15 protein-coding genes are annotated in these 14,178 nt (G+C 71.2%); 12 read left to right on the forward strand and 3 right to left on the reverse strand.

Annotation, left to right across the window (positions count from 1 at the left end; genetic code table 11):
• Positions 1–11: 11 nt before the first annotated feature.
• The gene (locus MHY30_RS02045) at positions 12–941 is read right to left on the reverse strand and encodes a Ppx/GppA phosphatase family protein (RefSeq protein ID WP_239274842.1); all 930 of its coding nucleotides are present in this window, start codon (positions 939–941) and stop codon (positions 12–14) included.
• 39 nt (positions 942–980) lie between these two features.
• Between MHY30_RS02045 and coaA the strand changes: the two genes are divergently transcribed.
• The 5 genes from coaA (at position 981) to tsaE (ending at position 6,185) form a co-directional block, all read left to right on the forward strand.
• Complete coding sequence (gene coaA, locus MHY30_RS02050) at positions 981–1,934, forward strand: type I pantothenate kinase (RefSeq protein WP_239274843.1); 954 nt, start codon at positions 981–983, stop codon at positions 1,932–1,934.
• Between the two features lie 54 nt (positions 1,935–1,988).
• A complete protein-coding gene (gene glmS, locus MHY30_RS02055) occupies positions 1,989–3,839 on the forward strand; it encodes a glutamine--fructose-6-phosphate transaminase (isomerizing) (RefSeq protein ID WP_239274844.1) in 1,851 nt (616 codons plus the stop codon).
• A gap of 344 nt (positions 3,840–4,183) precedes the next feature.
• Positions 4,184–4,567 carry a holo-ACP synthase gene (locus MHY30_RS02060; protein ID WP_239274845.1) on the forward strand — a complete coding sequence of 128 codons (384 nt, stop codon included), beginning with the start codon at positions 4,184–4,186 and terminating at the stop codon, positions 4,565–4,567.
• Positions 4,564–5,685: an alanine racemase gene (gene alr, locus MHY30_RS02065; RefSeq protein WP_239274846.1), complete on the forward strand. Its 1,122-nt coding sequence runs from the start codon at positions 4,564–4,566 to the stop codon at positions 5,683–5,685. Before MHY30_RS02060 ends, alr begins: the two co-directional genes overlap by 4 nt.
• Positions 5,682–6,185 (forward strand): tRNA (adenosine(37)-N6)-threonylcarbamoyltransferase complex ATPase subunit type 1 TsaE, encoded by a 504-nt coding sequence (tsaE, locus tag MHY30_RS02070; protein WP_239274847.1) that lies wholly within the window; start codon positions 5,682–5,684, stop codon positions 6,183–6,185. Before alr ends, tsaE begins: the two co-directional genes overlap by 4 nt.
• A 3-nt stretch (positions 6,186–6,188) precedes the next feature.
• Here the strand turns inward: tsaE and MHY30_RS02075 are convergent, their stop codons facing one another.
• Positions 6,189–7,106, reverse strand: coding sequence for an alpha/beta fold hydrolase (locus MHY30_RS02075; protein ID WP_239274848.1), 918 nt, complete (start codon positions 7,104–7,106; stop codon positions 6,189–6,191).
• Between the two features lie 226 nt (positions 7,107–7,332).
• On the opposite strand from MHY30_RS02075, the gene tsaB reads away from it, so the two are divergent.
• From tsaB to MHY30_RS02095, 4 genes are read left to right on the forward strand one after another with little or no spacing between them, the layout of a single operon-like run.
• Positions 7,333–7,968 (forward strand): tRNA (adenosine(37)-N6)-threonylcarbamoyltransferase complex dimerization subunit type 1 TsaB, encoded by a 636-nt coding sequence (tsaB, locus tag MHY30_RS02080; RefSeq protein ID WP_239274989.1) that lies wholly within the window; start codon positions 7,333–7,335, stop codon positions 7,966–7,968.
• Positions 7,965–8,468: a ribosomal protein S18-alanine N-acetyltransferase gene (rimI, locus tag MHY30_RS02085; RefSeq protein ID WP_239274849.1), complete on the forward strand. Its 504-nt coding sequence runs from the start codon at positions 7,965–7,967 to the stop codon at positions 8,466–8,468. The genes tsaB and rimI overlap by 4 nt, the downstream gene beginning before the upstream one ends.
• Positions 8,468–9,568 (forward strand): tRNA (adenosine(37)-N6)-threonylcarbamoyltransferase complex transferase subunit TsaD, encoded by a 1,101-nt coding sequence (gene tsaD / locus MHY30_RS02090; protein WP_239274850.1) that lies wholly within the window; start codon positions 8,468–8,470, stop codon positions 9,566–9,568. Before rimI ends, tsaD begins: the two co-directional genes overlap by 1 nt.
• Positions 9,565–9,999, forward strand: a complete 435-nt coding sequence (locus MHY30_RS02095) for a hypothetical protein (RefSeq protein ID WP_239274851.1) — start codon at positions 9,565–9,567, stop codon at positions 9,997–9,999. The genes tsaD and MHY30_RS02095 overlap by 4 nt, the downstream gene beginning before the upstream one ends.
• Positions 10,000–10,005: 6 nt before the next feature.
• Here the strand turns inward: MHY30_RS02095 and MHY30_RS02100 are convergent, their stop codons facing one another.
• Positions 10,006–11,196 (reverse strand): class I SAM-dependent methyltransferase, encoded by a 1,191-nt coding sequence (locus MHY30_RS02100; RefSeq protein WP_239274852.1) that lies wholly within the window; start codon positions 11,194–11,196, stop codon positions 10,006–10,008.
• Between the two features lie 131 nt (positions 11,197–11,327).
• Here MHY30_RS02100 and groES point away from each other — a divergent pair, with 131 nt between their 5' ends.
• From groES to MHY30_RS02115, 3 genes are all read left to right on the forward strand, one after another.
• Entirely contained in the window at positions 11,328–11,624 is a 297-nt protein-coding gene (groES, locus tag MHY30_RS02105; RefSeq protein ID WP_239274853.1) for a co-chaperone GroES, read from the forward strand.
• A gap of 116 nt (positions 11,625–11,740) precedes the next feature.
• A complete protein-coding gene (rarD, locus tag MHY30_RS02110; protein ID WP_239274854.1) occupies positions 11,741–12,679 on the forward strand; it encodes an EamA family transporter RarD in 939 nt (312 codons plus the stop codon).
• Between the two features lie 137 nt (positions 12,680–12,816).
• Complete coding sequence (locus MHY30_RS02115) at positions 12,817–14,100, forward strand: ABC transporter substrate-binding protein (RefSeq protein ID WP_239274855.1); 1,284 nt, start codon at positions 12,817–12,819, stop codon at positions 14,098–14,100.
• Positions 14,101–14,178 lie beyond the last annotated feature (78 nt).

Consider the following 14,178-nt stretch of genomic DNA (forward strand, 5'->3'; position numbering starts at 1 on the left):
ACTCACGCGGGTCAGTACTGCAGCGACTCGATGTAGCGCAGCAGCACGCCCTCGCGAAGGGCCCACGGCGAGACCTCGAGCTCGTCGACGTCCATCGCCTTCATCGCGCGCTCGATCACGATCGCCGCGGCGACGATCTGGAACGTGCGGTCGGCGGTGATCCCCGGCAGCGCCTCGCGCGCGTCCGCGGGGATGCGGGCGAGGCGCGGGATCCAGTCCTTCAGCTCTTTTCGCGGCAGCACCATCCGATCGATCCCCGACCATCCGGGGACGGGGTACCCGGCGAGCTTCGCCAGCGAACGGATGGCCTTCGACGAGCCGATGACGTGATCAGGACGCGGCAGAGCCGAGAAGCGCTCGGCGACGGGAGCGAGAACGGATGCCGCGTGCCGACGCAGCGCGTCGATCTCGTCCTCACTCGGCGGATCGTGGGGGAGGAACCGCACCGTGGAGCGTCCCGCGCCCAGCGGCACCGACTCCGCCAGGTCGGGCAGCTCGTCGGCGCCGCCGGCGATCTCCAGCGACCCGCCGCCGATGTCGAACAGCAGGATCTGCCCCGCCGACCACCCGAACCACCGGCGAACGGCGAGGAAGGTGTACCGCGCCTCGGTCTCGCCGCCCAGCACCTGCAGGGGTTGTCCGAGCACCTCCTCGATCCGCGCGATGACCTCTTCGCCGTTGGTCGCCTCCCGCACGGCGGAAGTCGCCGTGGCGAGCAGCTCGTCGACGCCCTCGGCGCGCGCCCTCTCGCACGCCTGTGTCACGGCATCCACGAGCCCCCGCACACCCTCGGCCGAGATCGAGCCGTCGGGTTCGAGGTAGCGCATGAGCCGCAGGACCGACCGGTGCGACGTCGTCGCCGTCGGGCGGCCGCCGGCGCGCGCGTTCGCGACCAGCAGGTGGACAGTGTTGGAACCGATGTCGAGTACCCCGAGTCGCACGCTCCGAGCGTACTGCGGGCCCGCGGGTAGCATGGGCGGGTGTCCGCCGCCGAGACCGCCGCTCCCGCACCGTCGCTGAGCCCTTACCGCCAGATCGACCGCGCCGAGTGGGCCCGCCTGTCCGGCGGCATCCAGCAGCCGCTCACCGAGACCGAAGTCGTGCAGTTGCGCGGCATCGGCGACCGTCTCGACCTGCGCGAGGTCGCCGAGGTGTACCTGCCGCTCAGCCGGCTGCTCAGCCTGTACGCCCGCGCCACACGGCGCCTCGGCGCCGACACGAGTGAGTTCTTGGGCGAGCCGGATGCCACGACCCCCTTCGTCATCGGGGTGGCGGGGTCGGTCGCCGTGGGCAAATCCACGATCGCGCGGCTGCTGCGCGAACTCATGAGCCGGTGGCCCGACACCCCCCGGGTGGAACTGGTCACCACCGACGGTTTCCTGTACCCCAACGCCGAGCTCGAGCGCCGGGGACTCATGGATCGCAAGGGCTTTCCCGAGTCGTACGACCGACGCGCTCTGGTGGAGTTCCTCAGCGAGGTCAAATCCGGTGCGGAAGAGGTGCGCGCGCCCTTCTACTCGCACGTGCGGTACGACATCATGCCCGACGCGCACGTCACCGTGCGCCGTCCCGACGTCGTGATCGTCGAGGGCCTCAACGTGCTGCAACCGCCCCCGACCCCGAACGACGTCGCGGTCAGCGACCTGTTCGACTTCTCGATCTACGTCGACGCCGACGCCGCGCACATCGAACGCTGGTATGTCGACCGCTTCCTCGCTCTGCGCGACAACGCCTTCACGAACCCGACCTCGTTCTTCCGCGTCTTCGCTGACATCAGCGACGAGGAGGCGGTGCAGCGTGCGCTGAGGTTCTGGCGCGAGATCAACCTGCCGAACCTCGAGGAGAACGTGCTGCCGACGCGGCACCGGGCCAAGCTGGTGCTCCAGAAAGGTGCCGACCACACGGTCGAGTCGGTCCTGCTGCGCAAGCTCTGAGCGGCGCCGCCCGCGGCGGGTTTCCCCAGGCACGGCCCCGTAGACTCGGAGGCTATGTGCGGAATCATCGGATACGTGGGTCCTCGGCAGAGCCAGGACATCCTCCTGTCGGGTCTGTCGCGACTCGAATACCGGGGGTACGACTCCGCCGGCATCGCCGTGATCGACGGCGACGGGGGCCTCGGTATGCGCAAGCGCGCCGGCAAGCTTGCCGTGCTGCGTGACGACTTGGCATCCACCCCTCTGGCCGACGGCACCACCGGTATCGGGCACACGCGCTGGGCGACGCACGGTGGCCCGACCGACGCCAACGCGCACCCGCACCTCGCCGACGACGACAAGCTCGCCGTCATCCACAACGGCATCATCGAGAACTTCGCCGAACTCAAGAGCGAGCTGATCGGCGAGGGCGTGACCTTCCGCAGCGAGACCGACACCGAGGTGGCCGCGGCCATGATCGGTCGCGAGTACAGCCGCACGGGTGACCTGGTGTCGGCGTTCCGGGCCGTCGTGTCGCGCCTCGAGGGCGCCTACACGCTGCTGGCCATGCACAAGGACCACCCGGGCCTCGTCGTGGGCGCCCGCCGCAACTCGCCGCTGGTCATCGGCCTGGGCGAGGGTGAGAACTTCCTCGGCTCCGATGTCGCCGCGTTCGTGGAGCACACGCGCAAGGCGCTCGCGATCGGGCAGGACGAGATCGTCGCGATCACGCCCGAGGGCGTCGAAGTCACCGACTTCTCCGGCGCGCCGGTCGAGGTCGAGGCCTTCGAGGTCACGTGGGACGCGTCGGCGGCCGAGAAGGGCGGCTGGTCGTCGTTCATGGCGAAGGAGGTCTCGGAAGAGCCCGAAGCCGTCGCCAACACCGTCCGTGGCCGCATCCACGAGGGCCGTGTCGAAATCCCCGAGCTCGACGGCATGGACGAGTTCCTCGCCGACATCGACCGCATCCTCGTCATCGCGTGCGGCACCGCCGCCTACGCCGGCATGGTCGGAAAGTACGCGCTCGAGACCTGGACGCGCGTGCCCGTCGACGTCGAGCTCGCACACGAGTTCCGCTACCGTGACCCCGTCCTGTCGCCGCGCACGCTCGTCGTCTCGATCAGCCAGTCGGGCGAGACGATGGACACGCTCATGGCCGTGAAGTACGCGCGGTCGCGCGGCGCCAAGACGCTGTCGATCTGCAACACCCAGGGCGCCACGATTCCGCGTGAGTCGGATGCCATCGTCTACACGCACGCCGGCCCGGAGGTCGCCGTCGCCTCGACCAAGGCGTTCGTCGCGCAGATCACCGCGCTGTACCTGCTCGCACTGCACGTCGGTCGCGTACGCGGGGCCATCGACCCGGTCGCCGCGGTCGATGCCGTGACCGAGCTCGAGGCCATCCCGGGCAAGATCGCCCGCGTGCTCGAGACCGAGCAGGGCCGCATCGAGCAGCTAGCCCATTGGATGGCCGACACCCGGTCGGTGCTGTTCCTCGGCCGCAACGTGGGTTACCCGATCGCGCTCGAGGGCGCACTCAAGCTCAAGGAGCTCGCGTACATCCACGCCGAGGGCTTCGCCGCCGGCGAGCTCAAGCACGGCCCCATCGCCCTCATCGAGCCCGGCCAGCCCGTGTTCGTCGTCGTGCCGTCGCCCCGCGGTTCGGGCGAGATGCACAAGAAGGTCGTCTCGAACATCGAGGAGATCCGTGCGCGGGGCGCCCGCGTCATCGCGATCGCCGAAGAGGGTGACGTCGCGGTGCTCCCGGCCGCTGACGAGGTGCTGCGCATTCCGCTGGCCGCCCCGCTGTTCGAGCCGCTCCTGGCCGTCGTTCCGCTGCACATCTTCGCCATGGGTCTTGCCGAGGCCAAGGGCCTCGACGTCGACCAGCCCCGCAATCTCGCGAAGTCGGTGACGGTGGAGTAAGGCCGAACCTTTTCGGGGCCGGATGCCACTGGCATCCGGCCCCTTCTTCGTTCCTGCCCTGCACAACTCCTGCAGGATCGCCCCGCGACGCCGCCGCGGTGGCCTTCCGGGGCGATGGCGCAGGAGTCCTGCCGCGCGTCGGGAGGCGCCGGGGCGCCTGCTGGGCAGCCTGCTGCCGCGCGTCGGGAGGCGCCGGGACGCCTGCACAACTCCGGCGGAGGCGCGGGGCGGCTCGCCGAACGGGCCACGTCGGCGGGACCCGCCGGAGTTGTGCCGGTGGGGCGGCGGGGCGTTCGACGCCGTCGTCACGGCAGAATGGACAGGATGCCAGGAGGGGAGGGCGCATGATCGTCGGAATCGGCGTCGACCTGGTCGACGTGCCGCGCTTCGAGCAGCAGCTCGCGCGGACCCCCCGCCTCCTCGAGCGGCTGTTCGCCCCGGCCGAGCGCGTGCTCAAGCCCCGCTCCCTGGCTGCCCGGTACGCCGCGAAAGAGGCGCTGATCAAAGCCCTCGGCGGCTCGGACGGCGTGTACTGGACCGACATCGAAGTGACGCCCGAGCCGTCGGGCCGCCCCACCTTCACGCTCACCGGCGAGACCGCGGCCACCGTCGCGGCGCGCGGCGTCACGGCTCTGCACCTGTCGATGTCGCACGACGCGACGCTCGCCACCGCATACGTCATCGCGGAGGCCGGGCCCGCTGAACCGACCCGGGAGGGCGTCGCATGAGGATGGCATCCGGAGTCCTGCGCGAAGCGCTGATCGACGTCGACGCGATCGCCGAGAACGTGCGCCACCTGCGTCGGTTGACCGGCGTCGAGGTCATCGCGGTGGTCAAGGCCGAGGGGTACGGGCACGGCGCGCACCGCGCCGCGGTCGCGGCCCTGCGCGGCGGGGCGACGCGCATCGGCGTCTCCGACATCGATGAGGCCCTGGCCCTGCGGCGCCGGGGGATTCGCGCGCCGCTGTTCGCGTGGCTGCACGCGCCCGGCGCCTCGTTCGTCGAGGCCGTGCGGGAGGACGTCGAGCTCGGCATCTCGGACATCGACCAGTTGCTGCGCGCGGGGGAGGCGGCCCAGGGGAATCGCCCCGCCGCGGTGCACCTGAAGATCGAGACCGGTCTCTCGCGCAACGGCATAGCTCCCGTGGACTGGCGCGTGGTGTTCTCGGAGGCCGCTCGCCTCGAGCGGATCGGGCGCGTGCGCGTCGTCGGGCTGTTCTCGCATCTGTCCAACACCAGCGATGCCGACGACCGCGCGGCGCTGGCGAGGTTCCAGGAGGGGGTCGTGCTCGCCGCCGCCGCCGGGCTGAACCCGCCGCTACGCCACATCGCCGCGACCCACGCCGCCATCGACCTGCCCGAGGCGCGGTTGAATTGCGTGCGCATCGGCATCGGCATCTACGGTGTCTCTCCGTTCGCCGACCGCAGCTCGGCCGACCTGGGGCTTCGTCCCGCGATGACGCTGCGCGGCGCGGTCGCGGCGGTCCGTCGCGTGCCCGCGGGCACCGGCGTCTCGTACGGCTACGCGTACCGTACGGAGACCGACACCACGCTGGCGCTGGTCCCCCTCGGGTACGCCGACGGCGTGCCGCGGCAGGCGTCGGGTCGCGGCCCGGTGACGATCAACGGCCGCCGCTTCACGGTCGCGGGCCGTATCGCCATGGATCAGTTCGTCGTCGACGTCGGCGACCACCCGGTCGCCGTCGGTGACGAGGCGGTGCTGTTCGGCGACCCGACGCTCGGCGTGCCGTCGGCGAGGGACTGGGCGGATGCCGCCGACACCATCGACTACGAGATCGTGACGCGCGTCGGTGCGCGCGTGCCGCGACGGGAGGTGGGCGCGTGAGCGTTCCCGACGAACTGCTGGGCGAGCGCGAGGTCGCGGGCCCCGCTGACATGGAGGAACTGGGGCGCGCGCTCGGTCGCGCTCTCGCGCCGGGCGACGTGGTCGTGCTCACCGGTCCGCTCGGCGCCGGCAAGACGACCCTGACGCGCGGGATCGGCGAGGGGCTCGGCATCCGGGGTCCGGTCCAGAGTCCGACGTTCGTGATCGCGCGAACGCACCCCTCGCTCGTCGGCGGCGCACCCCTCGTGCACGTGGATGCCTATCGGCTCGGGGCCGCGGTCGAGCTCGACGACCTCGACATCGACGTGGAGCGCTCCGTCGTCATCGTGGAGTGGGGGCGCGGTGTCGCCGATCATCTCGCCGACGCGTGGTGGGAGATCGAGATCTCGCGTCAGACCGGCGGACGCGGCGTCGACAACGCGTGCGGCGAGACCGCCCCGCACACCCTCGACCTGGATGCCGACGCGCCCCGGACGGTGACCATCTCGCGGAGGCCGTGAGCCTCAGGTCGGCTGCAGCCCGTGCCGCGTCGTGGCCCGGCGGTCGGGTTCCGCGGTCCAGACGTCGCGCAGCCCCCGCAACGTCTCGTACGCCTGCTCGACGTGCGCGAAGTGGCCGCTGTCTTCGAGCACGGTCTCGCGGTAGCCGGGGATGCGGCGCCGCGCGTCGCGGGCGTCGTGGCGACCGGCGAAGACGTCGTGGCGGCCGCGGACGGCGCGCACCGGGGCCGTGATGCGGCGCCAGGCGCCGTCGTCGTGCGTGCGGGCGGCGCGGGCCGCGCCGAGGAAGGCGGCGGGCCGGATCTCCTCGGCCAGCGCGTTCGAGATGGCCGGATCGAGGCGGTCCGGATGCCGGAACAGCGGACGAGCGAGCACGCGAAGCGCTCCGGTGCGGCGGAGCGCACGCAGGAACGGGCGCGCCACCGGGCCGAGGGCGCGGAGCGTGGCCATCGCCACCACCATCCCCGCGAACGCGGGGAGCCGTACCCACCCGGACAGGGGGCGGCGCATGACCGTGCGGACCGCGGCGCCGGTGGGGGAGACGAGGCCGACGGCCACGGTCTGGGCGGGGGAGTGCGCGGCGACGTCCAGGGCGACGACGGCCCCCAGCGAGTGGCCGACGACGCGCCAGCGCGGGTAGCCGAGCGCGCGGGCGACGGCGACGACCGCCTCTGCCGCCGCGGCGGGCGACGGCGCGGGCCCGGGCGACTCGCCCCAGCCGGGCAGATCGATCGCGATGACGTCGTCGAGCGGGATGCCGAGCCGATCGGCCGCGCCGAGCAGTGGCATCCATGTCGTCCACGATCCGGCGGCGCCGTGCAGCAGCACCGTGGCGACGGCGCTCGCGGAGCGCCGCCCGGCGTGGGCGACGACCGGTCCTACGGCGGTCGGTACCACCAGTCGGCGCAGCTGTCTTTCCACGTCTGTTCTTCGGAGCCGAGGCCGTGACCGGATGCCTGCACAGCTCCTGCTGCTCGGCGCCACGCCGCCCGTCGCGGCGACGTCGCGGCGCCTTCTGCAGGAGTTGTGCGCGGCGGTAGCCGGTGAGCGCCCCCGGCGGGCTGCCAGAACCGTCCGAGCGGGGCCGCGGCACCGCGCGTCGAGCCGCCGCGGCATCCGGGTCGAGCGCCGCGGATACCCTGGAACCGTGATCATCGGCATCGACACCTCTCTCGGCACCGCGGTGGCGGCGATCGCCCGCGACGGCGAGATCGCCGCCGACGAGCAGAGCGCCAACCCACTCGGGCATGCCGAGGTCATCGGCGATCTGCTCGCGCGCGCCGTCGCGGCCGCACCCGAGCCGACGCACGTCGCCATCGGCATGGGGCCCGGGCCGTTCACGGGGCTTCGCGTCGGCATCGCGACGGCCCGCGCGTTCGCCCTCGGTCGCGGCGTCCCGGTCGTGCCCGTGCCCAGTCACGACGGCGTCGCTCTCGGCGTCCTGCTCGCCGACGCGCTCACCGGCACCGAGACGCCGCGCTTCGCCGTCGTCACCGACGCCCGCCGCAGAGAGTTCGCCTACAGCGTCTACGACGGCATCGACGACGACGGGCTCCCGATCCGGGTCGGGGATGCCACGCTCAGCCCCCGCGACGAGCTCGATGCGCGTCTGGCCGAGGCCGGAGCCGCGCGCTACGACGCGACAAGCGTCTCGGCGGCGATGATCGCCCTCACCGCGGCGCGCGCGCTCGACGCGGGCCGCGAGCTCGCCGGTCCCGAACCGCTGTACCTGCGCAGCCCCGACGTCGTGGCCGCGCACGCCCCCAAGCGGGTGAGCGCGTGAGCACCCGCGCCGCGACGCCGTCCGACCTCGACGCGATCATGGCGCTCGAGCACGCGTCGTTTCCGACCGACGCGTGGAGCCCGGCGATGATGCGCGAAGAGCTGGCCTCGCCGCACGGGTGGTACGTCGTCGTCGAAGAGGCCGGCCGACTCCTCGGCTACGCCGGGCTGCGCGCGGTGCGCGGGGCGAAGGATGCCGACATCCAGACGATCACGATCGCCGAGACCGCGCGCGGCCGCGGGCGCGGGCGCGCGCTGCTGACCGAGCTCCTCGAAGAGGCCGCGCGCCGCGGGGTGCACGACGTCTTCCTCGAGGTGCGCGCCGACAACCCCGTCGCGCAGTCGTTGTACGCCTCGGAAGGATTCGCCGAGGTGGGTCGCCGCCCGCGCTACTACCAGCCGGACGACGTCGACGCGATCGTCATGCAGCTCGATCTGCGGGGATGGGCCGCGCGGCGCACTCCTGACGACGCGGAGACCACCGGGAAGGGATGGTGCTGATGAACGCGCCCCTCGTGCTCGGCATCGAGACCAGCTGCGACGAGACCGGCATCGGGATCGTCCGCGGTCGGCAGCTGCTGAGCAACACGATCGCCTCCAGCATGGACGAGCACGCGCGCTACGGCGGCGTCGTGCCCGAGGTCGCCGCCCGCGCGCACCTCGAGGCGCTGCAGCCCTCGATCGATGCGGCGCTCGTCGAAGCGGGTGTGACCCTCGCCGAGATCGACGCGGTGGCCGTCACCAGCGGCCCGGGGCTCGCCGGGGCGCTCATGGTGGGCGTCGGCGCGGCGAAGGGGCTCGCCGTCGCGCTCGATAAGCCGCTGTATGCCGTGAACCACCTCGTCGGACACATCGCCGCCGACATCCTCGACGCCGACGCGGGCGAGATCGAGTACCCGACCGTCGCCCTCCTCGTGAGCGGCGGACACACGTCGCTGCTGCTCGTCCGCGATCTCACCAGCGACGTCGAACTCCTCGGCGAGACCATGGATGACGCGGCGGGCGAAGCGTTCGACAAGGTCGCGCGACTCCTTAAGCTGCCGTACCCCGGTGGCCCCGAGATCGATCGCGCCGCCGCGACGGGCGATCCCACCGCGATCCGCTTCCCCCGCGGGCTGTCGCGGGCCTCCGACATGGCATCCCACCGCTACGACTTCTCGTTCTCCGGTCTCAAGACGGCCGTGGCGCGCTGGGTCGAGCAGCACGAGGCCGCGGGAGAGCCGGTCCCCGTGGCCGACGTCGCGGCGTCGTTCCGTGAGGCGGTGGTCGACGTGCTCGTGACGAAGGCACTGGATGCGTGCGACCGCTTCGGTGTGCCGCGCCTGCTGCTCGGCGGCGGCGTGATAGCCAACAAGCGTCTGCGTGATGTCGCTCTGGAACGCGCGGCGGCCGCGGGTGTCGCGGTGCGCATCCCCCCGCTGCGGCTCTGCACCGACAACGGTGCGATGATCGCCGCACTCGCCGCGGAACTCATCTCTTCGGGGCGCCGCCCGTCTACGCTCGCGTTCGGGGCGGACTCCACCCTGCCGGTGACCGAGATCCAGGTCGCCGAGGATTCGGATGCCTCCCGGCCCGCCGATCCGGTCGGGGCCTCTCGGTGAGCGCGTCACCGCCGCCCAGCCGCCGTGCGCGCAAGCTGGCGACGAACGCCGAGGCACCGGCCGCCGCACCCACGGCGGCGGAACAGCTCGCCGCCGGCGACGCGATGGACGACGAACGGCTGCCCACCGCCCAGTTGGAGCGGGCCGCGTTCGGTGAGCACGTCCTGCCGTGGAGTCCGCCGGCGCCCGTCGTCCCGCCCTCGGTCGCACCGTGGGCTCTGGGCGTGGCGATCATCGCTCTGCTGGTCTCGCTGTTCGTCGGCCTGCTGCTCCCTCTCGGCGTCATCGGGTTGGTCATGTCGATCATCTCGTTGCGACGCGCGCACGACAGTCGCCGTGTCGCCTCGTGGGCCCTCGGCCTTTCCGTCGTCTCGATCGTCTTCAGCGCCGGCTGGCTTTTCTGGGCGCTGCCGCAGCTCTCGACCGTCTGATTCGCGTCATCCCACGCGGTCGGCCAGGAGTGCGACGCGACGACCCTCGATGCGGGTGAGGATGAGCGTCGCGGACGCATCACCGCGCAGCGACAGGCGGGTACGCAGCGCCGCGGGATCGACGTCCACCCCGCGCTTCTTGATCTCCAGCGTTCCGATGCCCCTTTCGCGGAGCGCTCGGGACAGCTTCTTGGTGTCTGCCGGGAGCTCTTCGCGCACGCGGAACGATGAGACGAAGGGGCTCGTGAGGGGCGCGTCGGAGGTGAGGTACGCGATGCCCGGAGCCAGCATTCCCGCCTCGAGGGAGCGCGCCACCTCGCCGATGAGACGGGCGCGGATCACGGCGCCGTCCGGCTCGTGCACGAACGCGCCCAGCGCGTGGGGCTCGGCGTCGGGTGCATCGGCGGGTGCGGTCAGCTCCCAGGCGTCGTCGCCGCGCACGACGAGGGCCGCCCGTCGCACACCGTCGCGGGCGAGCCTCCCCGACCACAGCACGAGCTCGATCGTCGACCCGTCGGCGCTGATCCACTGCGCCTCGAGTCCGTCCGGGATCGCCTCGCGGTCGAAGGCCGGACCGAGCTTCACTCCGCCCGGCATGCGGTCCAGCAGTGCGAACACCCAATCCAGCGAGGGGGACCACTGATCCGAGGACACGCGTCGCGTTTCGGCGTGGCCGCCGGTGCGTCGCGCGGGGTCGAGCCACACGGCATCCACTCCGCCCAGGTCCGCCTCTTCCGCTCGCCCGTGCGTCACGGTGGCGACATCGCCGAAGGGCGCGAGGTTGTAGGCGGCGATCGCGGCGGTGACCTCGTCGGCATCCACAGCGTGCACCCGGATGCCGAGACCCGCCAGTCCGAGCGCGTCTCCGCCGATACCGCACCCCAGGTCTGCCACGGTCGTGATGCCCGCGGCCCGGAAGCGGCCTGCGTGCCGCGCCGCGATCGACAGCCGCGTCGCCTGCTCGAGACCCGCGCGGGTGAACAGCATGCGGTCCGCGAACGGGCCGAATTTCGCCGTGGCCCGGACGCGCAGACGGGCCTGGCCGACGACCGCAGCGACGAGATCCGGGGAGTGGCCCGCGGCCCGCAGGCGGGAGACCGTGCGCGCGGCCTCGTCGGTGGTCGTCAGTGGACCCACCTCGTCGAGCAAGGTCAGGCCCGCGGGCGTGAGCAGTGCGGTCAGCTCGGCGATCTCCACCGGGCCAGCCTAGGTGGCGAAAGTGCTGGCACTCGCGTTGCATGAGTGCCAGCACTTCTCTACACTCGGATTAGCACTCTCCTGGTGTGGGTGCTAACGAGTCTTCTGTAACGAGAAAGAAGAGGTAGACCGTGTCGGTTTCCATCAAGCCGCTCGAGGACCGCATCGTCATCAAGCAGGTCGAGGCTGAGCAGACCACCGCGAGTGGTCTCGTCATCCCCGACACCGCCAAGGAGAAGCCGCAGGAGGGCGAGGTCGTCGCCGTCGGTCCCGGCCGTATCGACGACAACGGCAACCGTGTCCCCCTCGACGTCAGCGTCGGCGACCGCGTGCTGTACAGCAAGTACGGCGGCACCGAGGTCAAGTTCGGCGCCGACGAGTACCTGGTGCTCTCGGCCCGCGACGTCCTCGCGGTGGTCGTGCGCTGATCGCACAGCGATTTCTCGAGAACCCCGGATGCCTCGGCATCCGGGGTTCTCTTCATGCGCGGCAGCGGCGCGCGCACCGAGGGATCGCTGGCTCCGTACCGGCCTAGGCTGAGCAGGTGACCGTCGCTCCACCTTCCTCGTCCGGGGCTCTGCGGGGCGGCCTGTTCGCCTTCGCCGCCTACCTGCTCTGGGGCTTCCTTCCGCTGTACTTCCTGCAGCTCGAGCCGACCGGTCCGTGGGAGGTGGTCGCCTGGCGTATCGCGCTGTCCTTCGTCTTCTGCCTCGTGCTGCTGACGGTGCTGCGTGCGTGGGGGCCCTTCCTCACGATCCTTCGCCAGCCGCGTCTGCTCGGGCTCACGGCGCTGGCGGGCGTGCTGATCTACGTCAACTGGCAGACCTACCTCATCGGCACCCTCACCGGCCACGTCATCGAGACGAGCCTGGGGTACTTCATCAACCCGATCGTGACGGTGCTGTTCGGGGTGACCGTGCTGCGCGAGCGGCTGCGTCTGGTGCAGTGGGTGGCCATCGGGCTGTCGGTGGTCGCGGTGCTGGTCATCGTGGTGGGCTACGGCAGTTTCCCGTGGATCGCTCTGACCCTGGCGACCTCGTTCGGGTTCTACGGCTTGGTGAAGAAGCAGATCGGTCCCTCGGTGGATGCCGTCAGCGGTCTGACGCTCGAGTCCTTCTGGCTCCTCCCGGTCGCCGCCGTGCAGCTGGTCCTCGTCGCGGCCACCACGGGGCTGACGATGGGGGGCCACGGCATCGCGCACACGGCGCTCCTGGCCGCGGCCGGTGTGATCACCGCGATCCCCCTGCTGCTCTTCGCGGCCGGTGCCCGCCGTGCACCGCTCAGTCTGCTCGGCCTCATCCAGTTCGTCGCGCCCATTCTGCAATTCATCATCGGCGTCTGGGTGCTGAATGAGCCGATGACGGTGGAGCGCTGGATCGGGTTCGCGCTGGTGTGGCTCGCACTGGTCGTTCTCAGTGTGGATTCTCTCGTCGCGGCGCGACGTCGCCGCACGTCCATATCGGATGTGACCGAGCCCGTCTAGGAGCGTTATGGCGCCGTGACCTCGCCGACGCACATCGTTAACGAACGGCAACACGGCGAAAACGTGGGGGCCACTAGGTTTAGGACACCAGGCGGCACTGCTGTGCCGCCGAACGTTCATTCACAGCAAGGAGCACTATGAGCGTCTTCACGCGTACGCGTGCCGGCAAGGCCCTGGGCGGTCTCGCCCTGGTCGGTGCCAGCGCGCTCGTCCTCGCCGGTTGCTCGGGTGGTGGCGGCGACGCCGCCGCGCCCAGCGCATCCTCCGGCGGAGGCGCCGTGTCCGAGGCCGACGGGACCTTCCACGTCGGCACCATCCTGCCCGCCACCGGAAACCTCGCCTTCCTCGGACCGCCCGAGGTCGCGGGTGTGAAGCTCGCGATCCAGGACATCGAGGCCACGGGCGACGCGTTCCCGTTCAGCGTCGAGCTCACCGAGCGCGACTCCGGTGACACGACGACCGACATCGCGACGCAGTCGGCCACCGAACTCGTCGACGCCGGTGCCGACATCGTCATCGGCGCGGCCTCCTCGGGTGTGTCGTTCACGTTCGTCGACCAGCTGGTCGACGCGGGCATCGTCCAGATCTCGCCGGCGAACACCTCGCCCGACTTCACGACGTACGCCGACGACGGCTACTACTGGCGCACCGCTCCCTCGGACGTGCTCCAGGGTCGCGTGCTCGGTAACCTCATGGTCGGCGACGGTGCGGCCAACGTGGGCATCATCTACATCAACGACCCGTACGGCATCGGCCTCAAGGACAACGCCACGACGGCCATCGAGGCCGCCGGCGGCGAAGTCTCGGTCGCGGTTCCCTACAACCCGGGCGACACCGTGTTCACGTCGCAGGTCGACGAGCTCCTGGCCGCTCAGCCCGACGCCATCGCGGTGATCGCGTTCGAGGAGACCTCGTCGATCATCCCGCAGCTGGTGAACACCCAGGGCTACCCGGGCTCGAAGGTCTACTTCGTCGACGGCAACCTGTCCAACTCGTACGAGTTCCAGGCGGGCACGCTCGAGGGCGCCAAGGGAACGCTCCCCGGCAACCCGGCTGACACCGAGTTCCAGAGCCGCCTCCTCGAGGTCGACCCGGCGCTCACCGACTTCAGCTACGCGCCGGAGTCGTACGACGCCGTGATCGTCGCGGCGCTCGCCGCGGCGCAGGCCAAGGACGACTCGGGCACGGCGATCCGTGACAACCTGCAGTCGGTGACCGAGGGCGGCGAGAAGTGCACCACCTTCGCCGACTGCCTCGCGCTGATCAACGAGGGCACCGACGTGGACTACGACGGTGTCTCCGGCCCGATCACGTTCGACGAGAACGGTGACCCGACCGAGGCGTACATCGGCATCTACCAGTACGGTGCCGACAACAAGTACACCCTCCTCAACACGGAGTTCGGCTCGCTGAACGAGTGACCTGACGGTCGAGAGGGGCCCGGATGCCATGGCATCCGGGCCCCTCTTCGTTCGTTCGTTCCGCACCGTGAAACCGAA

It is taken from the genome of Microbacterium sp. ACRRU, from assembly GCF_022346945.1.
Taxonomy (GTDB): Bacteria; Actinomycetota; Actinomycetes; order Actinomycetales; family Microbacteriaceae; genus Microbacterium; species Microbacterium mcarthurae.

Excerpts from the sequence above, each read along its gene's own strand:
- glmS (WP_239274844.1), top strand. The coding sequence starts at position 1,989 with ATGTGCGGAATCATCGGATACGTGGGTCCTCGGCAGAGCCAGGACATC.
- MHY30_RS02060 (WP_239274845.1), top strand. The coding sequence starts at position 4,184 with ATGATCGTCGGAATCGGCGTCGACCTGGTCGACGTGCCGCGCTTCGAG.
- alr (WP_239274846.1), top strand. The coding sequence starts at position 4,564 with ATGAGGATGGCATCCGGAGTCCTGCGCGAAGCGCTGATCGACGTCGAC.
- tsaD (WP_239274850.1), top strand. The coding sequence starts at position 8,468 with ATGAACGCGCCCCTCGTGCTCGGCATCGAGACCAGCTGCGACGAGACC.
- MHY30_RS02115 (WP_239274855.1), top strand. The coding sequence starts at position 12,817 with ATGAGCGTCTTCACGCGTACGCGTGCCGGCAAGGCCCTGGGCGGTCTC.